This is a genomic window from Fibrobacter sp. UWR3 (genome assembly GCF_900143055.1).
In the GTDB taxonomy this organism is placed as follows: Bacteria; Fibrobacterota; Fibrobacteria; order Fibrobacterales; family Fibrobacteraceae; genus Fibrobacter.
Map to the genome: position 1 here is coordinate 106,796 of NZ_FRCW01000010.1, position 18,914 is coordinate 125,709.

Consider the following 18,914-nt stretch of genomic DNA (forward strand, 5'->3'; position numbering starts at 1 on the left):
ATCAATTATCCATTAATCTCCTCGTCCGTCAGGTAGCAGGCCGGATCCTGTTCCCAGAAATCTCCGGTCACGGCCTCGGCGCGGGTGCGGAAGTTGCCATTACACAGGTTCAGGTAGGCGCACTTGGGGCAGCGTCCCTTCAAAATCGGCTTCCTGTTCTTGAGCCCCGCCATAATCGGGTTGCTTTCGTCGCTCCAGATTTCTCCGAAGTTCCTTTCGCGCACGTTCCCGAGGGTAATGTACTGCGTGAACTGGTCGGGGTGAACATTCCCGATGCTGTCGATGTTCCCGAAGGCCATACCGCTGCGGTTACCGCCATTACGCTGGATAAGTTCCAGCACCTTCTCTGCTCGGGCAGGGTCCTCGCGTTTCATGCGCAAGTAAAGGTAGACTGCATCGGCGTGGTTATCGACGGTCAGAATTTCCTTGTTTATCCCGCGCTTCTTGAAGTCGAGCGTGCGGTCAATAATCAGGTCCATCGCCTTGCGGCTCTCTTCGTGGTTCAGGTCATTTGCGACCATCGCGGAACCGCGCCCGCTATAGACCAGGTGGTAGAAGCACACGCGGTCAATATTCTCGCTTTCGAGCAGGTCGAAAATAGCGTTCAAATCCTGCACGTTGTAGCGCGTAATCGTAAAGCGCAGCCCCACCTTCTGGCCGGTCGCCACGCAGTTACGGATACCGCGGAGCGCAAGCTTGTAGGCGCCCTCCTTGCCGCGAAACTTGTCGTGCGTCGCCTCACAGCCGTCCAGGCTGATGCCCACGTAGCCCACGCCCATGTCTTTCAACTTCTTTGCAACGTCGGGCGTAATGCAGGTGCCGTTCGTGCTGATGGTCGGGCGAATTCCCTTGCTTGCCGCATAGTTCGCAAGTTCAAAAAAGTCGGGGCGAAGCAGCGGTTCGCCACCGCTAAAGAGGATTACCGGCACCTTGAAATCGGCAAGCTGGTCGATAAGCGCCAAGCCTTCTTCGTGCGTCAGTTCATTCTGGTACTTGATGGCTTCGGAGCGGGCGTAACAGTGCACGCAACTCAGGTTGCACGTCTTGGTGCAGTTCCATACCACCACGGGACCGCGTCCCGGCGCCACGCCATTCTTGCTTTCGTGGGCACGAGGTTCGTAACGCAGCTGATCCCCGTAATTCGGGGTATCCATCAAGAGCTTGGTAATGCTAATCATGAGCGCAAATATAGAAAAACACCCTCGGCGAACCGAGGGTGTTCTAAAGTCTAAAAAGTCAGATTACTTTTCAGCAGCGAACTTCTTGGATGCGGCCTTGACCTTCGGGTCGTTCTGGGCTTCCTTGATTTTCTGCTTGATGCCGTCCTCGATGGACTTCTTGAGCTTAGCAGCGAGGTTGGGGAAACGGTCTTCCAGGGAATCACTGAAGATGGCGGGCTTCTTGGCAGCAGGAGCGGCACCCTTGCGCTTTGCGTTCATCGGGCGTTTCTTCTTGGCCGGAGCCTTCTTTTCTTGAGATTTTTCTGTAGATTTCGGTTCCTGAGGCTTGACTTCTTCTGTGGATTTGACTTCTTTTTCTTCTGCCATGATATACCTCTTGGAATTTTGTCTTTAGACAATTATGTTAATTTGACGGCGCAAAGATAGCAATTTTTGCCGAAATTATCAAGTGAGCGTGTCTCGAGTTGGCAATTCTGAGACACAAGCCCGCAGTTAGCAGGACTTGTTCTCGAGCCAGTGCGCAAGCACGGTAATATCGGCAGGGCGTACACCGGGAATGCGGCTTGCCTGCCCCAGCGTGAGCGGCTTGTGGGCGTTCAGGCGCTGGCGGCTCTCGATACTTACGGCGGTCACCTGCATGTAGTCGAAATCTTCGGGCAGGCGCACGGATTCCATCTTCTTCTGGTCCTCGATTTCGCGGGCCTGCCTGTCGAAGAAGCCCGCATAGATTTCCTCGGCGTACATAAACCACTGGTCACGGCGCGTGAGCGGCAAATCCGGAAGGGCGACATTGAACAACTGCTCGGGGTCAATACCCGGGCGACGGAGCACGTTAATCCAGCGGGTGCGCTCAGTCGCGGGCGCCTGGCCACCGGCCTCAAGAATGCGGTTCGCCTGCTCGGGGAGCGCGGATTCTTCGGCGAGGCGCATGCGGGCCGTTTCCACAAGGGAGCAGCGGCGCTTCCAGTCAGTGTAGTCGCTGTCCGAAATCATCCCGATTGCGTGCGCGCGCTCCTTCAGGCGGGTTTCCGCATTGTCGCTCCGGAGGAAGAGCCTGTATTCGGCGCGGCTCGTGAACATCCTGTACGGCTCGTCGAGCAGGATGTTCGTAAGGTCGTCCGCCATCACCCCGAGGTAACTGTCGGAACGACCTAAAATAAAGGGCGCATCGCCCTTTATTTTCAGAGCCGCGTTGATGCCGGCCAAAAGACCCTGACCCGCAGCCTCTTCGTAGCCGCTCGTACCGCAGACCTGGCCCGCAAAATACAGGCCCGGAACCTTCTTGCATTCAAACGTCGGGAAAAGCTGCGTGGCATCTACGGAATCGTATTCCACCGCATAGCCAATCTGCAACACGCGAGCGCGCGTGAGGCCAGGAATCGTGTGGATTGCAGCAAGCTGGATATCTGCAGGGAGGCTGGAACTGAAACCGTTGATGTACACGCGACCGATGTCCGCCTGTTCCGGTTCAAGGAACAGCTGGTGACCGTCGCGGTCGCCAAAGCGGTTAATCTTGTCCTCGATACTCGGGCAGTAGCGCGGGCCCTTGCCGTGGATACGACCGCTGAACATCGGGCTGTCCTTGAAGCCACTCCGCAATATATCGTGAGTCTTTAAATTCGTACGTGTAATCCAGCACACGCAATCGTTACGCACAAACTTGTTCGTAGCGTCGCCCCAGAAATAATCCGCATCGCGACCGGGGACCGTTTCTGCAACATGGCGGTCACTCATGGGCCAGGCCACATCGTCGCCGTGCTGCACGTCGCATTCATTAAAGTCGATGGTATCCGGGTCGAGTCGACTCGGCGTACCCGTCTTGAGCCTGCGCAGCGCAATGCCGTTAGCCGCAAGGCATTCCGAAAGTTTGTCTGCACTCGGCTCGCCCACTCGCCCACCGATGCTCGTCTCAAGCCCGGTGAACATCTTGGAGGCAAGGAAGGTTCCACTCGTAATCACGAGCGCGCGGGTCACGTAGCGTTCGCCATTCAAAAGCGTGAGTTCCAGGCGGCCATCGGGCATGCGCTCGAACGCGGCGAGTTCCCCCTGGATAACGGAAAGCCCGGGAAGGTTCGTAATGACCTCTCGGGCAATCTCGCTATAATACTTCATGTCGCACTGGGCGCGCGGGCCCCACACGGCGGGCCCCTTGCTCATGTTGAGCATGCGGAACTGGATCCCGGCCTTGTCGGTCAAAAGGCCCATCAGGCCACCGAGCGCATCGATATCGCGCACAATCTGGCCCTTCGCCACCCCGCCTACGGCCGGGTTACAGCTCATGCGCCCGATGGCGTTAATATCCATCGTGAGCATGGCGGTCTTAACGCCGAGCTTCCAGGCGGCATGCGTCGCCTCAATGCCGGCATGGCCGCCACCGACTACGACGACATCAAATTGTGCGTTTGTAGACACTACTTCTTGGCAGCCGGTGCAGTAGCGGCAGCGGGCTTGAGCGTGTCAACCACGGCCGGCTTCGGCGGTTCCGGATTCCATACAACCTGCTTGCCATCCATGAGGGCGGCAATTTCGGCCTTGAGGGTTTCCTTCTCGCCCTCGAAGGCAACGTATTCCTTGTACGATGCATCCGGGTTCACGAGGTAGACCTTCGGCACATAGCCATCGCTGTAGAGTTCACCGAACTGGCGGGCTTCATCCCACACGATGTTGATGGTGTCGTCGAACTTCGCATTGTCGGCAAACTTGCGGATGCCGCTCTTGTTGTTTCCACCGCTGGCAACGGCAACCGTGGTCAGGCCCTTCGGGGCAAATTCCTTCGCGATGTCGAGAATCTGCGGAGCGGCGTGTGCACAGTGGCCACAGGTCGCGGAGAAGTAGAAAATCAGGAGAGGCTTGCCAGCCCAGGTCTCGAGGTTTTCGGCCTTGTTCGTGATGCCAGTAACCTTCACCTTGTAGTTCATCTTGGCAGGCATGCCGTTCGCAAGCGTATCGCCACGGAGGCCCTTCACCTCTTCCTTCAGCTTGGCTTCTTCTTCCTGGGCCTTCTTGATAGCTTCTTCACGGAGAACCTTCATCTTCTCGTTGTAGCGTTCGCCAACAGCCCTGAGGGAATCATCCGGCAAGGCGTTCGTGAGCGTGGTATCGCGGGTCTTGGCGCCGGCATCGCGGATACCGAGCACGAAGTAGTTCACGTCGAATTCCGTCTGGAACTGGCCACCAATCGCGCTGAACTGGTTCTGGAACTGCACGCCGATAAAGTAGGAGAGCTTCTGGTTCTTGGTCGGGGTTTCACCAATCGTCACCGGAGCCTTCTTCGGAGCAGGAGCAGGAACCACCGGAAGGGCCTTCATCGCAGAATCCATGTAGGCACGGAACTTCGACTGGTCGCCGTTGAAGGAAGCGTTCGTCGCGCTATCGGGGCGAATGGATTCCATACGGGTACGAGCCACGGAATTGTAGTCAAAACTGACCTGCCTCAAAGTATCAACGGGAATCTGCAGTTTAAAGTTCGTGTCCTTTTCAGCCTTCATGGCATCGAGAACACCCTGCACGACCACGTCCTCGTCGAGTTCCTCACCCATCTGGAGCGGGAGCATCTTGAAATTCTGCATACCGAACTGCACACCCAGCATGTAGGCGAACTTCTGGTCGTCCGTAGAGGTACCAGTCACCTTGGCTTCGGCATTCTGAGCATCGTTTTTCTGTAAATCACAGGCGGCCATCATCATGGAGACACAGGCCAGGCCCAACAGGACTCTAGATTTCATTTTTCAACTCCTTGAACCGTAGGTTCAAAATTTTACGCATAAAAGATACAAAAAACAGGGAGCCCGGAGCATGAATTTGCGCGGGTTCAGCCTCCACAAAAGACGTTTTTGAGCGAATTTAGCGGATTAAGTCCTTCATTTCAGTCGGGAAATTCTCGCACACAAACGTACGCGGTGTATCCCAGTACGGGAGCAGGAGTTCTACCTTGTACGCATAGAGCATATGGCTATGCGCGCCTAAAACGCGGAAATCGTCTTCCGTAAGGGCGCCTTCCGCCATCTTTTCGTAGTACAGGCCATCGAAGGCATAAAGGCGGTCCCCCACAATCGGGAACCCGAGGCTCGCGAGGTGGGCTCGTATCTGGTGCTTGCGGCCGGTCAGGAGTTCGCATTCGATGGCCGTGAACGTTTCGCCGTCGCGAACAACCGAGCGCACCTTCCGGAATATGGTCGTGCAGGGCTTGCCGTCATCGAACGGGTACATCTTGAGCCGGATTCTGCTTGCGGGGTCTTCGCGAAGGGGCGTGTCGCAGCGGTATTCCTCGTGAGGGAATTCCCCGCGCACCACCGCCATGTAGAACTTGCGGAGCAGTATGCGGTCGAGGTTCTTCTGGAAGCGCGCCGCCGACTCCGCATATTTTGCAAATAGCATGAGCCCGCCCGTATCGCGGTCCAGGCGGTGCATCGGGGTCGCCGTCTCGTAGCCGGTCTCGCGCCGCACTACGGAAACAAACGTGTTGTAGAATATGCGGGCGGTATGGTGGACCGGGATTCCCGCAGGCTTTGCGACCAGCATGAATTCCTCGTCCTCGAACACGGTGCTAAAATCAGTCGGCACCTCGGGCTCGTCGTAATTTTCCACATGGTACACGACCTTGTCGCCCTTGCGGGCAACCGTTTCGGGCCCCGCGACCTCCCCATTGACGGTAACGAGCCCGCGCTCCAGGTTTTCTTTCCACTGCTCGCGGCTATGGTAGGTAAAGCGGTAGCAGAGGCTATCGAGCAGGAGCATCCGGTCGTGTTCGGGCCGGACGACGCTCTCGAAGTACATGTCGCGGGGAGCCTTCATGACGAACGCCACTACCTCAACGTATCGCGGGCAAAGCCTTTCGGAGGTTCGCCCTCAAACACTTCGAACTTCTGCGAACCGATGACGGCGCCGTTCTTGTAGGCGACCTCCACATTGTAGCGGCCCGCAGGAATGTTCTTTTTCTTCGTGAAGCTGCGGTAGCCAGACTCGCGCCCGCCCACGATGGTCATCCTGCCCGAGGATATCTTGTCGGTAAGGCTGTACTTGCCCGTAGCGGGGTCCATATAGTACCAGCGGTATTCGAGTTCGGCCTTCAAATCAGCAGGAGCGTAGACCGACGACAGGAAATACACCTCGGAACTGTCCGTGCGGTGAACGGAAGGCAACTTGATGCCCAATGTCTGCAAGAATGTCGGGGCGTCGATATCGCAGGAATATGTCTTGCGGTCGAAGTTCTGGCACACCATCTGCTGCTTGAGCACGAGCGGGACCGGCGGGACCCAGTTCATTACATAGGCAATAACCAGGAGAGAACTGATGATTGCGGGGGCGATGAGCACGCGCTTCTTGTGGTGCGAGAGCCTCTGGATTCCCACGCAGATGAGGAACGAGACCACGGTACTCAAAAGGAACCAGATAAAGCCAATCCTGTGGACCACGTGCGGGATAGTGAAGTTCATGAACATCGTGCCCAGCAGGCAGAAAAACGCGAGGCTCACGCCGAAACTTTCATATTTCTTCTTCAGGAATTCGTTACCCACCAGAAGGGCCGCGAGGACAATCACGAGCAGGAGCGACGCAAGCGAGCCGCTGCTCTTGAAGTAGCAAACCACGAGCGCGCTGAACATGCCGCCGAACAGGAACTGCAACATCCACGAGAAACGGTCCTTCCACACTTCGCTCCACTCGCGGTCCAAAAAGCGGTGTTCCACCACAATGGCGTTCTTGGGAACCGCCATGGATTCATACCCAATCTTGTCGGCAAGTTTCTTCGCCTCGGCGGTCGAGGCATCCGCAGCATTCTTGATTTTCGTCGCCGATGCGTCGGCCACGTTCTTGATTTTCGAGGCCACCACAGTCGTCGCGGGCTTTGCGATATTCGCCATCTTCCCCGCCACGGCAGCAAGTTTCGCGTTCGTCGGAGACGGGGCCTTCGCCTCCTGAACCGCAGGCTGCTTTGCCGTCGCAGGCTGGGCGGCAGGCTTTGCAGGTGCTGCCGTTTGCGGAGCCGCGGGTTTCGCCGGAGCGTTACCGCCCGTTGATGCCTTCGCCGCCATAATGCGTTCGCGGGTCCAGCCCTCCGGATGCTCCAGGTGTGCCGAAAGCAGAATCACGAGTATAAACGCACCCGTGTAGTATGCCAGCAGGAACAGCAGGTCGGTATTGTCTATTTGCCGCCCGAGCGTTATGGAATCCCAGCCGAAACCGCCGAGGAAAGCAATCGCCGGGAAAAACTTCTCCACCTTCTGCACGAAGGGCTTCTGCCTCAAGTTATCTACAAACTTCATTTGACCTACCCCAAATTATTCGCTATACAAATCGTTTTTCAGAATGTAGTCGTACACCGCAGGGGCTAATCCCGTAGGCCTTACGCCCCTGTTGTAGAGCAACTCCCTGCGTATCGCCGTACTCGAGAACTTTCCCACAAAGCCTTCTTTTTCCCCGAGCCAGAACAGCGGGGCATACCCCTTAGCGAGATGCGCATCGATATCAATCTGCGGGTAGCCGCTCCTCGCAAAAACAATCAGGCTGAAGTCGCGCAACAGCAGGTGGCCGTTGTACTCCGTGCCATAAAAATGCAGGGGGTCGCGCCAGTGCGGAATATTCTCGTAACTGTCCGCCCCTACAAGCAGGCGAAAGTTCACCTCGGGGTACTTTTCCGCAAGGCCCTTCAAAAACACGTAAGACCCGCGAAAATCTCCCTGCCGGATTTCTTCGTCCGAAAGCACAAAACGCGGTTCGTCGGAGGTTACAAGTTCAAGCATCGCGAAGCGGTCTTCGGGAGAGGCGTTGAGCGTCTTGTCCCACCTGTCAGGGCTTGGCACAAACCACACTTCGTCGCAAAGCCCGTGCTTCAGGCAGAGCCTCGCAACCGCAACATGGTCCATGTGAACCGGATCAAACGCACCACCCATAATGGCAACATTCTTCATCGCGGAACCTTGCCCTAGTAAATGTAAGTGATGAAACCCAGGTTCATCTGCAGGCGGCTGCCCGAAACATTCTTGTTCAAGAAGGGGTCGTAGTGGTCAAGCACCCAACGGTAGCCCACATCGGCAAAGAGCATCGTCTTCGAGAATATGCTGAAGATTGTCCCGAAACCGGCGCCCCATTCGTTCCACGAGACATCGCCCACATCGGAGAGTTCCTTTGCCCTCGAGAAATTGCCGACTACGTACAAGTCGCCAAACACGTGAACGCCCAGTTCCACGTCGAGGTTGTAATGCTCGATTTCCGTTTCGGAACCGTCTTCGCCTTCGCCATCAAAATCAAAGAATCCGTAACCTGCGCGGAAGAACGCCACGTGCGGGAACCATATCCCGAACATGGGCTCAATCTGTCTGAGGCCAACACCCCTCTCGGACCCCACGCCCGTACCCGTACCGAAACCGAGCGCACTGCCCAAAAAGAGCGGCGTGTGAATCCCGGTCGTCTGCGATGCCTGGGAGGCGGCACCCGATGAAGCAGATGCTGCAGACGCACCCGAGGAATTCGTCTGAGCAGCGACAGTCCCGAAGCAGAACATCAGCGCGCATACAGCGCCAAGGAGAATCTTTTTCATATTATTTCCCATGCTACAGTACCAAAACCAGGGCGATGGAAAGCCCGAGCAAAACGTTCAAGAACGAATCCGCCTTGTCCATCAGGATTCCACGCCGGCCCATATCCTCGCCACGGATTTCCATGCGGAGTTCCCGGTCCGAAAAAAAGAGCGTAAACGCAAGTTTCAAGGCTATAACGGCAGAAACCCAATACGCAAGGCCCGAAAAATGGGCAAGAAACACATAGGCCAGCAATAACGAGAACGAAATCGCAAAATTAAACAGGCGAATTCCACGTTCGCGAGATTCGCTCACCTTCATGAGCGTCTTGATCTCGTCTGCCTTCTCGCTCAACTCGGCAGAATTTGCCACGAGCTGCGATGCACTGTAACCCATCAGCACGATGGAGGCCACCAGAGTTATTTTAGACACGACATCCATATCAACAATATAATCAATCCGAAGAATTCAGTATGCGGAGGTAGCTCCGATAACGCGCCCTGGAGAGCTTGCCCGACTCGACGGCGGCCCGCACGGCGCAGCCCGCCTCCTTCACGTGTATGCAGTTGCTGAACTTGCACGTAAAGATATCGTCCTCGAAGAATCCCGGGAAGATTTTCGCCAGGGTTTCCTTATCCAAATCCATGAGGCCGATACCCCTGATCCCAGGCGTATCGATAACAATCCCGCCACCCGGCAAGTCGAACAGGCTCGACGAGATAGTGGTATGGCGGCCCTTGCCGTCGCGCTCGCGCACCTCGCCCGTCGCAAGCGCGGCGTGCGGCACCAGCGCGTTCACCAGCGAGGACTTGCCGACCCCGCTCAAGCCGCTAAACACCGACGACTTGCCCAGAAGCTCGTTACGGAGGTCGTCGAGACCGACCCCCGTCTTGACGCTCACGGGAATCACCTTGTCGGCGATGCTCATAAAATCGCGAATATCTTCCGAAAGGTCGCTCTCCCCGTTCGGGAGCAAATCCATCTTGGTAAGCACCAGAATGAACGGCAGGCTATTCAGGTTCGAGGCGAGCAAGAAGCGGTCCATGAACCCGTAGTTGAACTCCGGCTGGGTCACGCTCGCGACAATCACCACCTGGTCGATATTCGCGGCAAGCGTCTGCTGCTTGTAGAACGTGTCGCGCGGGCCGGGGCGCTTGAGTTCGCTCTTCCGCGGGAGCACGCGCACCACGCAATACTTCTGCGAACCCACGCCGTCACCCGAATCTTCGCCGTCGTTCACGAGCCCGAGAAGCACACGATCGCCCACCGCGGGGAATTCCCCCAACTGTTTGGACGTGGTCGCGCGGTACATCGCGGTAACTGTGGACACACTTGCCCCTACGGGGCTGCGGAGTGACGATTCCGCGGAAGCAGCAAGCCTTACCTCGCAGGTGCGGCGGTGCACTTCCAGCACCAGGCCCTCGACGCAGTTCTCCTCGCCGATATTTTCCACCGGGTTCTTCAGGTGCTTGATTTTAGCCTTCTTGAACTCGCGGCTAAAGCGCTCCTTGGTCGGGCGGTCGTCCACGATGCCCGAATCCCATTCGCGCATCACGTCGATACGGCGCGAACGGTGTGCGCGCCTCGACGTCCTTACTTCCCGCAGTTCATCATCTTCAAGCATCATGCCTTACCGGTTCAAAAAAGCGTGCCTCTAGTTCAATACGCGGGTACGGACCATCACGTCGGTGGAATCGTTCACCTTCACCGCGGGGGCAGCAAGCGTGAGGTCTATCTCCTTGCGGATATCCTTCACCTGTTCCTTCAGGCGGGCAAGGCGCTCGCCCGAAAGCTTCGGGGTCGCAATCATGGTTTTCGAGAGCGGGTTTATCCACTGACCCTGCGCATTCTTGAAACCGTAGTGCAGGTGCGGCCCCGTGCTCCTGCCCGTAGAGCCGACGCGCCCGATCGCCTGCCCCGGAGAAACCTTCGCGCCCACCCCGACGCCGCGCGCCGAGAGGTGCATGTACCAGCTGGTCGTGCCGTCCCTGTGCCGGATGGCAATCTTGTTGCCGCTCAGGTTGTCGAAACCCGAAACCGTCACCTCGCCCTCGGCAACCGCATGCACCACAGTACCCGTCGGGGCGCCGTAGTCCACGCCGTAATGCACCGTCACGCGGCCCGTAATCGGGTGCACGCGCGAACCGTACGAACTCGTGATGCGCAGGTGTTCCAACGGGTAGCGCAGGCCGTCAAACACAAGCGCGTCGCCCGACTCGGTGTAGTGCGCATTGTAAGAACTCTTCGGGTCAGGGTCCTCATAGCGGAAAGCCTCGTGATGCCCCACGTTCCTGCCCTCAAATTCGGCATACACGACCTTGCCCGACACCCAGATGGAATCCTGGAAATAGGAATCTTCCAGCAAAATACGGAAGCGGTCACTCGCGCGGGCCAGCGGGAACGCCACCTTGCACTGCAACACGCCGCTCACCACGCCCACCATGCGGCGCGGGATGCCCACCTTCAGGAGAATGCCGTTCAGCGTGCTCCCCTCTTCCAGCGCGCCCTCGTACACGGAGAGCTTGCGTACCACAGGCTTTTCAATCAGCTTATAGACAAAGCCCGAGTCGGTCCGCACCACCACATGCGAAGTAATCACGTTCGGCGCATAGCGGAACCGCTGCACATGCCTGTCCGCATCCACCGCGATATAGAACTTCTCGCCCACGCGCAACTTGAACTCCACGCTATCCTGCATGGCAAGGTAGACCTTGCCCAGGTCGGCATCGCCACCCTCCACCATCGCCTTCAGGCGCGAGAATACATGGAAAGGCCCCTCGCCCGCACGCACCGTATCCGAGAGAATGGTGTAATTGGGCACATTCTGCAACTTTTCCTTCGCCTTCTGCAGGGAATCGACGCTATTTTCAAGAGCAGCAACATCTTTCCGGAGCGCAGCCAGTTTTTCTTCTTCATGGCACGCCGAAAAAAACACTAAAAACGCACAAAGGAGCGGGTAAAAAAATTTCATGAAATGACCAAATAATTGTTGTCGGTTATCACGCTAATTTAGAAAAAACACCCGTACGGCAAAGCCGCATCAATCACGAAAATGACGTTTTTCGCCTAAATTCGGCATTTTCAGTTTATCTAGAAAAACATAGTTAAATTAGCCATGCATTTGTAAACTTGAAATTCACAAAATAATTTCTAAATTTACGGCCACAATGAAACTCCTGAAAGCATCCATCTTCTGTCTAGGGCTACTCCCCGCGCTCTCTTTCGGCGAAGAAACCGCCGTCAGCAGCACAGACGAAGTTGTCGATGCTTCGGCAACCGAAGTTGCCGCAGAAGTTTCCGCCGATACGCTCGCCCCGGCTGAAGATGCCTCGGTAGCAGAAATCGCCGCAGGATCCAGTTCCGCAACTGCAGATTCGACCCTCGGCAACTCCGCATCGGCAGTAGAATTTGTCGCCGTCGCCGAACCCGAAGAGGATTCCGAGGAACTCGATTCGCTCGAAAATTCCGACCTCGCCGAAGGGACTGTCCAGTTCCTCGATTTCAGCGGGGCGCACTTCCCCACCCTGCACGGCACTCGCATCAATTCGCCCTACGGAATCCGCCATTTCAGGCTCCACAGGGGTGTCGACCTGCACATTTCCATCGGTGATTCCATCGTCGCCGCCTACCCCGGCAAGGTTGTCGTCTCCAAGTACAACCGTCGCGGCTACGGCCACTACGTGATGATCGAACACGCGAACGGAACCCGCACCCTCTACGGCCACCTGAAGAAAAGGCTCGTGAACGTGGGTGACATGGTCGAAGGCGGCCAGCTCGTCGGTTGGGGCGGCAACACCGGCCGTTCCAGCGGTCCGCATCTACACTTCGAAATCCGCTACGGCGAAGTGAACATCGACCCGGCAACCGTTTTCAACCTCGAAGAAGGCACACTGCTCGAGAATGCAGAACAGTACGCCCTCGCCCCCGCTGTAGAAAGCCACAACGGAATCCAGAAGGAACTCTCGAAGCACCGCTTCCACAGGATCCGCCCGGGCGATACCCTCGGGAAGATTGCCCGCAGGTACGGCACGACCATCGAAAGGCTCTGCCAACTTAACGGCATCAAGCGCACCACGATACTCCGTATCGGGCGCAACCTCCGCTGCTCGTAGAAGTCATCCCCGCGGCCCATTATGTCATCCCCGCTATACGATACTTGGCAACTTGTTGCCTAAGTAGAGTTATCCTCTTTGAGGAGAAGGCGGGGATCTTTTTATTAGGACGCCGCGACTTCGTCGCAGATGGCATCGTCGCATATGGCGGCGAGCATGCGTTCGTGCGTGCACACCTCGGGCGAAACCCCGTGAATACTGCCTGTAGAATAGAATGACGTGCAGGCGCATTCGTGCGCATGACAGCGGAAACGTATGGCACAACCCTTGCAGTCTTCCTTGTCCCGGCTGAAGAAGTCCAGGATATCGCGGGCCACCGCTCCGTTCCAGATTTGCGCAGGATCATCAAAGACATTGCCCAGAATGTAGGGCGCATCCGGCTTGCTTGTGATAAACCGCGTGCACGGGAAAAGATTCCCGTTCGCAGCGCAGGCGACAATGCCTTCGGCCACCTGGCAACTAGACGTGCGGTGGCGCTGCCCCGTCAGGCGGAATTTCAGTTTGTCCTGGATGGTTCCCAGGTAGAACGGAACCTTATTCCGCTTGAGTTCGAGCCAGAACTCGGCAAGTTTCTCGTATTCTGCGGCGAGGACATCGAATTCCTCCCCCGTCCACTTGCCGTCGAAATCCACGGCCGCGGTCATGTTCCTGAACCCCTGCGCCTGTATCCAGCGGGCCGCATCGGTAAGCGAGCGCATGTTGTCGCGGGTCACCACCGAAAGCACAACCGTATCGAGCTTGGTGAGCGCAGGAATGTGCGGTTCAATCAACTTGAAGGAACCCTCCCCGCCCACCTGCCTGCGGCAGATATTGTGGTGCGACTCCGGACCGTCGAGCGAGAGGTAAATACGGAACTTTTCGCACTTCAGGTACTCGATAATTTCGGAGTTCAACAGCGTCGCATTGGTATTTACCGCAAAACGCAGGCGAAACTTCGGCGATGTCGTATTCGAAGTCGGCGGCCCGAGCAACACGTCTTCGCCAAATCGTTCGTGAGCCAAATTTTTCGCAAGTTCGACCCCCCTATAAATGGAGTCCATACAAAGCAAGGGTTCCCCGCCAAAGAACGTAATGTTCAGGAATCTCTGTCCGAGTTTCAGGGTGCGTTTAAAAGCAAGCCTAATCGCCGTCTCCATGATGTCGTTCGACATCACCTCACTGCGGGCCTCATGGCTCACCTTGTAGTAGCAGTAGGTGCAACGCAGGTTACACCGTTCCGTTAAAGAAAGAACCAGATTCATTGGTGAAAATTACTGCTTAGGTTCATCCATGCGTACCGGCGTATCCTCGATGACCCCCGATAACATCGGTCCCGGTTCTACAACCGGTTCAGTTACAATCGGGTCGCCCGCAAGCGGCACCAATTCCGCAACAGACGAACTGGAAGGAGCCACAGAAGAGCTAGATTCCAGATGCCCGGTATCAATGTTGGAGCCCGATTCCGGTTCGAGAAACTCTGGCGGAATTACCTCGCCCGAAGTCACTTCAAGTGAGTCAATTTCATAGCTGCTGGAAGAAAGCCTTGTCTGGGAAGAACTGGACTCCGCCACCGAAGAACTAGATTCGTCATATTCCCAACCACAGGGCATCATGCCGCAAGTCATCTGCTCGGAAGAAGTAGGCGGATCAGCAACATCGCCACTAGTTGCCGAAGTCGTATCGCAGGCCGTCAGTGCTGCACTGGCAATCACCGAAACCGCCGACACCCCGAGCATCGAGGCGAGTTTCTTCTGCGTAGATGGCGACCATTCGCGGTTGCCTAAAACTTTTGCTTTTTTGATATCCATAAGTTTTTCTCCTCTACACACAAAAATATAAACTAAATCACCCCAAAACTAACATGCAAATGCATTTTTTTCGCAAGTTTCCCAAGCAAAACAGCCTATATAGAACAATTTGTTTCATAAAAAGCAAAAATCGCTTTAGATCCAGTCCAAAGCGATTTCAAAAAAAATGCGAAACTAATGAATTTATGCTAACGAGTAATTTGACTTAGTGCTAGACCTTCAACTCACCCGCGTCGATGTTAGCCCAATCCGGTATCTTTTCAATAGCCGGGCGGACTTCTTCGGTCACAAACTTCACGACCTGTCCCGGAGCGCGACCCACGAACTTGCGGAGGTCGAGGATTTCCTTGAGTTTCGCTTCAGTGATGCCGAGCTTCTGGAACTTTTCGTTCTTGAGGACGCGTTCGAGCAAATCGTTGTCCTTGCCCTGTTCCTTGACGACCTTGCCCGCTTCCATGGACATCACGCGGATTTCTTCATGGAGTTCCTGACGGTCGCCGCCGTTCTTGACGCCTTCCATGATGATGTTTTCGGTGGCCATGAACGGGAGTTCGGCCATGATGCGCTTCTCGATGACCTTCGGGTAAACCACGAGGCCGTTGGTGACGTTCTCGGCGATGATGAGCATGGCATCCATGGCGAGGAACGCTTCCGGAATGGCAAGACGCTTGTTCGCACTGTCATCAAGCGTACGTTCGAACCACTGCGTCGCCTGCGTAAAGGCGGTGCTGTTCACCAGGGCCATCACGAAGCGGGCCAGGGAGCAAATGCGTTCGCTACGCATTGGGTTACGCTTGTAAGCCATGGCGCTGGAGCCGATCTGAGTCTTTTCGAACGGTTCTTCCACTTCCTTCACGCCCTGCATGAGGCGCATGTCGGTGGCAAACTTGTGCAGAGACTGAGCGATGGAGCTGAGCACCTGGTTCACGCGGTTGTCCCACTTACGGGTGTAGGTCTGGCCGGTGATGGTGAGCACGCGCTTGAAGCCTGCCTTGGCAGTCACGCGGCGGTCCAGTTCCATAATCTTTTCTTCGTCGCCGTTGAACAGGTCCATGAAGCTGGCCTGCGTGCCGGTCGTGCCCTTCACGCCGCGGAACGGGAGAACTTCGATGAGGAAATTGAGTTCTTCGAGGTCGATGAGCATGTCCTGGAGCCAGAGGCAAGCGCGCTTACCGACGGTCGTGAGCTGAGCGGCCTGGAAGTGCGTTGCACCGAGCTGGGCCATGTCCTTGTATTCCATAGCAAACTTGGAAAGCTTGTCCATCACGCGGCAAAGACGCTTGCGCACGAGAATCATGGCCTGCTGCATCTGGATAAGGTCGGTGTTGTCGCCCACGAATGCAGACGTTGCACCGAGGTGGATGATGCCCTTAGCCTTGGGGCACTGGACGCCGTAAGCGTAAACGTGGCTCATCACGTCGTGGCGGCGGCGTTTTTCTTCTTCTTCGGCGACTTCGAAGTTGATGTCCTTCTCGTGGGCCTTCAGTTCGTCCACCTGCTCCTGCGTAATCGGGAGGCCGAGTTCCATTTCGGATTCGGCGAGGTAAATCCAGAGCCTCCGCCAAGTCTGGAACTTGTACTGCGGGCTGAAGATGAAACTCATTTCCTTGCTAGCATAACGCTTGATAAGCGGGCTTTCGAACTGATCGCGCATGATTTATCCTTTTTTGAATTTTTGCGAGGATAAATTTAGAAAAAACTACCTGGCCGGAAGGGACTTCCACATGCGGATACAGTCAAATACACCGCTCCGGACGACACTGTTGTCAACGCGCACATAACCGAGTTTTTCGTAGAATTGCACCGCCTCGATGCGGCTCTCGATATCGATTACGGAATAACCGCACTCCGCAATCCACTTTTCTGCCTCGCAAACCGCCATCACACCCAGCTTGCGCCCGCGGTATTCCGACAGAACGACCACCCGCCCGAGCGTCACATGCCCGGGAACAGTCTCAAAGAACCTGCACGTCGCCACCGGGTAACCCGCATCGAGCAAAACGATGTACTTCGTGCCGTCGCCATCGTGCTCGTCAAATTCCTCCCGCAGCGAAATATGGTGCAGCCGGTTCATGCCCTGGATGCGGACAGAATACGCCCCTGCGCGCTGCCATTCCTCTTCCGCCCGCAGGACTACGATGTTGTTGGAATTGGGTTGCATGAGAAGGTCCTAATCAACAGAAACCTTTAGCCATTCTGTCAATTGCGTAGAAATCAAGCGAACTTCATCAATAGAGAGAACTTCTTTAGAATTATTAAAAAATTTCGGGAAACTGTTTTCATTTAGAATCCAATAATTAGAAAAATCACTTTGCGGATTATCAATATATGCACCAATGATAATAGCAACCTTTTGAATCGGGTAAACCCGTCCGCAGAGTTCATCTAACTTCTCACGGATAAAACTAGCCTCACCATCCATTTGATTCAGCAGCGTTCTGCATTGGCGACCATTAAATAGAAGTTTTCCGTCCTGAAATAAAAAGTTATACCCCTTCTTGCGATCATAGTGTTTTGTTTCTATCGTAAAAATACCGCGCGTACTGACAATTAAATGATCAACATTAAATTCACTCCCACAAACATCGTGAAAGACTCTAACCGAATCATTGCTTAATTTGTTCAACATTTCACCAACGAGTCTTTCACCCTCCATTCCCTTATAGCAGTTGCGAATATGCTTTATCAACCTACAGCTTTTCCTGAATCCGTAAATAAATATTACACCTGTTAGTATTGTAAATGTAATGGCAAGACTTAACGTAATATCAAAGACCTTAAAATAAAACAGCCATACATAAATAGTCAATAAAAGAAAAGCAATAAAAAGAGCCCAAAGACTATAGTATTTTTCAAAATCCGCATCTATTTTCTTCTGAAGGGATTCACCTTGAACATGTGTCCGGAATTTCTTACCCATTTCACTTAATCCTTTTCAAATTTTACTGCTTCTGTATGATTCTTCGGCCTTATCACAACAGTTCCTGCAAGTTTATCATGCCAGCCCTGTTTTTTGGGATCAAAAGCAATCCATAAAAATCCAAGACATAAAGGTAGAGCAGACAAAATATATGCAAAATAACGACCAATATATTGCCCTGCTGACGGTTCTTTACCGGTTCTTGCATCAACAATTTTTGCAGATAAAGCCATTTTTCCAGGAGTTGCCTGTTTCCAAAACCAGAAAACAAGCGTAGCAACTATCGGAAAAACATAAGACAAAAGAAAATCTACTGGACCAACAACAAGTCCTTCGCTATCCAGATAATCTAACCCATAAAAAATAAGTAGAAAAGGAAACGTAACAATAATGAGCAACAGAGAATCAACAATCGTTGCTACCACCCTTACCCAGAATCCGACATACTCAAGATCTTCATTTTCCATTTTATCCTCCTATTTCAATATACAATTAAATGCGGCAACACCCATGATATCACCACCATCGTCAATTGTACACTCAACAACAACTTTTTGTCCTTTATTTAAGCGGGATAATTTTTCTTTTGCACTATTAGGAAATTGCGCACGTACATAATCAATATCAAAATCACCCCCACATGAATTTATGCTAATTGAGAGTACCCCCATCATATTATCAATCCCAGCAGCACAACCAGATATCCTAACGCGTTTACCATTATATTGATCTCCCGCACGAATTTCATTATTGTTGAAATCGCTCAAAATTTGCCTTGCAGAAACAGCGATTACTGGAGCAGAAAAAGAGTTATCCCGCGTAGGAGTACCAACTGTTTTATAAGAATTATTAGATTCAATTGTATTCGCTCTTTCGACAAATGCGGCAATAATAAGGACAACGGCCATTATAACTATTATCCCAACGATAATCGGTATTTTAGACGATTTTTCGCTAGATTTATGTCCTGGTTCATTTTTCTTTATTTCTTTCTGAGACGTTCCGCAATAAGGGCAAAAAGAATGCCCTTCCCCGATTTCTCTTGCGCATCTTAAACAATATTTCATATTTATAAATCCTTTTCATCAAAATATATATTATGTCACCAAAAAGACACTCTCTAGAATTATTCCAACATGGAACTAAAAATCAAATCTGTGGGAAATTTTCACACAGGCTTTTCGCTTCACATTCCGAACCAGCTAGGTGATCAAACCCGATAAATCAGTGATTTAAGCGATTAATCACCGGTATCCTAGCTTTGGACTTGCTGTTTTTCGCACAAATTCGCCACCTTTCTTCTGGCACGATTCTTGCATCATAAGGGGGATGAGTCGGTTAAGTAAACAACTAATTCGGGAGAAGGTCGAGGAGATTCGGAAGCACAAGTTTTTCGA

General features: G+C 54.0%; 19 protein-coding genes. 1 reads left to right on the forward strand and 18 read right to left on the reverse strand.

Annotated features, from left to right (window positions below; genetic code table 11):
• Nucleotides 1-5: 5 nt before the first annotated feature.
• The 11 genes from nirJ1 to BUA44_RS12725 form a co-directional block, all read right to left on the reverse strand.
• The gene (gene nirJ1, locus BUA44_RS12675) at nucleotides 6-1,178 is read right to left on the reverse strand and encodes a putative heme d1 biosynthesis radical SAM protein NirJ1 (RefSeq protein ID WP_072812654.1); all 1,173 of its coding nucleotides are present in this window, start codon (nucleotides 1,176-1,178) and stop codon (nucleotides 6-8) included.
• A gap of 63 nt (nucleotides 1,179-1,241) precedes the next feature.
• Nucleotides 1,242-1,547, reverse strand: a complete 306-nt coding sequence (locus BUA44_RS12680; protein ID WP_072812656.1) for a hypothetical protein — start codon at nucleotides 1,545-1,547, stop codon at nucleotides 1,242-1,244.
• 126 nt (nucleotides 1,548-1,673) lie between these two features.
• Entirely contained in the window at nucleotides 1,674-3,593 is a 1,920-nt protein-coding gene (gene mnmG, locus BUA44_RS12685) for a tRNA uridine-5-carboxymethylaminomethyl(34) synthesis enzyme MnmG (RefSeq protein WP_072812659.1), read from the reverse strand.
• Nucleotides 3,593-4,906 (reverse strand): FKBP-type peptidyl-prolyl cis-trans isomerase N-terminal domain-containing protein, encoded by a 1,314-nt coding sequence (locus BUA44_RS12690; protein WP_083579617.1) that lies wholly within the window; start codon nucleotides 4,904-4,906, stop codon nucleotides 3,593-3,595. Before BUA44_RS12690 ends, mnmG begins: the two co-directional genes overlap by 1 nt.
• 118 nt (nucleotides 4,907-5,024) lie before the next feature.
• Nucleotides 5,025-5,987, reverse strand: coding sequence for a pseudouridine synthase (locus BUA44_RS12695; protein ID WP_255370558.1), 963 nt, complete (start codon nucleotides 5,985-5,987; stop codon nucleotides 5,025-5,027).
• A complete protein-coding gene (locus tag BUA44_RS12700) occupies nucleotides 5,987-7,444 on the reverse strand; it encodes a DUF2914 domain-containing protein (protein ID WP_072812665.1) in 1,458 nt (485 codons plus the stop codon). Before BUA44_RS12700 ends, BUA44_RS12695 begins: the two co-directional genes overlap by 1 nt.
• 15 nt (nucleotides 7,445-7,459) lie before the next feature.
• Nucleotides 7,460-8,089, reverse strand: a complete 630-nt coding sequence (locus BUA44_RS12705) for a nicotinate-nicotinamide nucleotide adenylyltransferase (protein WP_072812668.1) — start codon at nucleotides 8,087-8,089, stop codon at nucleotides 7,460-7,462.
• A gap of 14 nt (nucleotides 8,090-8,103) precedes the next feature.
• On the reverse strand, nucleotides 8,104-8,718 hold the full coding sequence (locus tag BUA44_RS12710; RefSeq protein WP_083535534.1) for a hypothetical protein: 615 nt from the start codon (nucleotides 8,716-8,718) through the stop codon (nucleotides 8,104-8,106).
• Between the two features lie 13 nt (nucleotides 8,719-8,731).
• Nucleotides 8,732-9,139, reverse strand: a complete 408-nt coding sequence (locus BUA44_RS12715) for a hypothetical protein (RefSeq protein WP_143152002.1) — start codon at nucleotides 9,137-9,139, stop codon at nucleotides 8,732-8,734.
• 13 nt (nucleotides 9,140-9,152) lie between these two features.
• Nucleotides 9,153-10,325, reverse strand: a complete 1,173-nt coding sequence (gene rsgA / locus BUA44_RS12720) for a ribosome small subunit-dependent GTPase A (protein ID WP_072812679.1) — start codon at nucleotides 10,323-10,325, stop codon at nucleotides 9,153-9,155.
• A 27-nt stretch (nucleotides 10,326-10,352) separates the two neighbouring features.
• On the reverse strand, nucleotides 10,353-11,669 hold the full coding sequence (locus BUA44_RS12725; protein ID WP_072812683.1) for a peptidoglycan DD-metalloendopeptidase family protein: 1,317 nt from the start codon (nucleotides 11,667-11,669) through the stop codon (nucleotides 10,353-10,355).
• Between the two features lie 196 nt (nucleotides 11,670-11,865).
• Here BUA44_RS12725 and BUA44_RS12730 point away from each other — a divergent pair, with 196 nt between their 5' ends.
• Complete coding sequence (locus BUA44_RS12730) at nucleotides 11,866-12,810, forward strand: peptidoglycan DD-metalloendopeptidase family protein (protein WP_072812686.1); 945 nt, start codon at nucleotides 11,866-11,868, stop codon at nucleotides 12,808-12,810.
• Between the two features lie 104 nt (nucleotides 12,811-12,914).
• Here BUA44_RS12730 and BUA44_RS12735 read toward each other — a convergent pair whose 3' ends face one another.
• The 7 genes from BUA44_RS12735 to BUA44_RS12765 all read right to left on the reverse strand — a co-directional run bounded on the left by BUA44_RS12735 (nucleotide 12,915) and on the right by BUA44_RS12765 (nucleotide 18,584).
• Complete coding sequence (locus tag BUA44_RS12735) at nucleotides 12,915-14,051, reverse strand: radical SAM/SPASM domain-containing protein (protein ID WP_072812688.1); 1,137 nt, start codon at nucleotides 14,049-14,051, stop codon at nucleotides 12,915-12,917.
• A 9-nt stretch (nucleotides 14,052-14,060) separates the two neighbouring features.
• Complete coding sequence (locus BUA44_RS12740) at nucleotides 14,061-14,597, reverse strand: hypothetical protein (RefSeq protein ID WP_072812690.1); 537 nt, start codon at nucleotides 14,595-14,597, stop codon at nucleotides 14,061-14,063.
• A gap of 211 nt (nucleotides 14,598-14,808) precedes the next feature.
• Nucleotides 14,809-16,251: an adenylosuccinate lyase gene (gene purB, locus BUA44_RS12745; protein ID WP_072812693.1), complete on the reverse strand. Its 1,443-nt coding sequence runs from the start codon at nucleotides 16,249-16,251 to the stop codon at nucleotides 14,809-14,811.
• A 45-nt stretch (nucleotides 16,252-16,296) separates the two neighbouring features.
• Complete coding sequence (locus BUA44_RS12750) at nucleotides 16,297-16,758, reverse strand: GNAT family N-acetyltransferase (protein WP_072812696.1); 462 nt, start codon at nucleotides 16,756-16,758, stop codon at nucleotides 16,297-16,299.
• Between the two features lie 9 nt (nucleotides 16,759-16,767).
• Nucleotides 16,768-17,517, reverse strand: coding sequence for a nuclease-related domain-containing protein (locus BUA44_RS12755; protein WP_072812699.1), 750 nt, complete (start codon nucleotides 17,515-17,517; stop codon nucleotides 16,768-16,770).
• A gap of 5 nt (nucleotides 17,518-17,522) precedes the next feature.
• A complete protein-coding gene (locus BUA44_RS12760; RefSeq protein ID WP_072812702.1) occupies nucleotides 17,523-17,984 on the reverse strand; it encodes an RDD family protein in 462 nt (153 codons plus the stop codon).
• Between the two features lie 9 nt (nucleotides 17,985-17,993).
• Nucleotides 17,994-18,584, reverse strand: coding sequence for an OB-fold protein (locus BUA44_RS12765; RefSeq protein ID WP_083579618.1), 591 nt, complete (start codon nucleotides 18,582-18,584; stop codon nucleotides 17,994-17,996).
• Nucleotides 18,585-18,914 lie beyond the last annotated feature (330 nt).

Coding starts and splice junctions, on each gene's coding strand:
- BUA44_RS12730 (WP_072812686.1), top strand. CDS start 11,866: ATGAAACTCCTGAAAGCATCCATCTTCTGTCTAGGGCTACTCCCCGCG.
- nirJ1 (WP_072812654.1), bottom strand. CDS start 1,178: ATGATTAGCATTACCAAGCTCTTGATGGATACCCCGAATTACGGGGAT.
- rsgA (WP_072812679.1), bottom strand. CDS start 10,325: ATGATGCTTGAAGATGATGAACTGCGGGAAGTAAGGACGTCGAGGCGC.
- BUA44_RS12740 (WP_072812690.1), bottom strand. CDS start 14,597: ATGGATATCAAAAAAGCAAAAGTTTTAGGCAACCGCGAATGGTCGCCA.
- BUA44_RS12710 (WP_083535534.1), bottom strand. CDS start 8,718: ATGAAAAAGATTCTCCTTGGCGCTGTATGCGCGCTGATGTTCTGCTTC.
- BUA44_RS12760 (WP_072812702.1), bottom strand. CDS start 17,984: ATGGAAAATGAAGATCTTGAGTATGTCGGATTCTGGGTAAGGGTGGTA.
- BUA44_RS12705 (WP_072812668.1), bottom strand. CDS start 8,089: ATGAAGAATGTTGCCATTATGGGTGGTGCGTTTGATCCGGTTCACATG.
- BUA44_RS12700 (WP_072812665.1), bottom strand. CDS start 7,444: ATGAAGTTTGTAGATAACTTGAGGCAGAAGCCCTTCGTGCAGAAGGTG.
- BUA44_RS12735 (WP_072812688.1), bottom strand. CDS start 14,051: ATGAATCTGGTTCTTTCTTTAACGGAACGGTGTAACCTGCGTTGCACC.
- BUA44_RS12750 (WP_072812696.1), bottom strand. CDS start 16,758: ATGCAACCCAATTCCAACAACATCGTAGTCCTGCGGGCGGAAGAGGAA.
- purB (WP_072812693.1), bottom strand. CDS start 16,251: ATGCGCGATCAGTTCGAAAGCCCGCTTATCAAGCGTTATGCTAGCAAG.
- BUA44_RS12725 (WP_072812683.1), bottom strand. CDS start 11,669: ATGAAATTTTTTTACCCGCTCCTTTGTGCGTTTTTAGTGTTTTTTTCG.
- BUA44_RS12680 (WP_072812656.1), bottom strand. CDS start 1,547: ATGGCAGAAGAAAAAGAAGTCAAATCCACAGAAGAAGTCAAGCCTCAG.
- BUA44_RS12755 (WP_072812699.1), bottom strand. CDS start 17,517: ATGGGTAAGAAATTCCGGACACATGTTCAAGGTGAATCCCTTCAGAAG.
- BUA44_RS12690 (WP_083579617.1), bottom strand. CDS start 4,906: ATGAAATCTAGAGTCCTGTTGGGCCTGGCCTGTGTCTCCATGATGATG.
- BUA44_RS12715 (WP_143152002.1), bottom strand. CDS start 9,139: ATGGATGTCGTGTCTAAAATAACTCTGGTGGCCTCCATCGTGCTGATG.
- BUA44_RS12765 (WP_083579618.1), bottom strand. CDS start 18,584: ATGAAATATTGTTTAAGATGCGCAAGAGAAATCGGGGAAGGGCATTCT.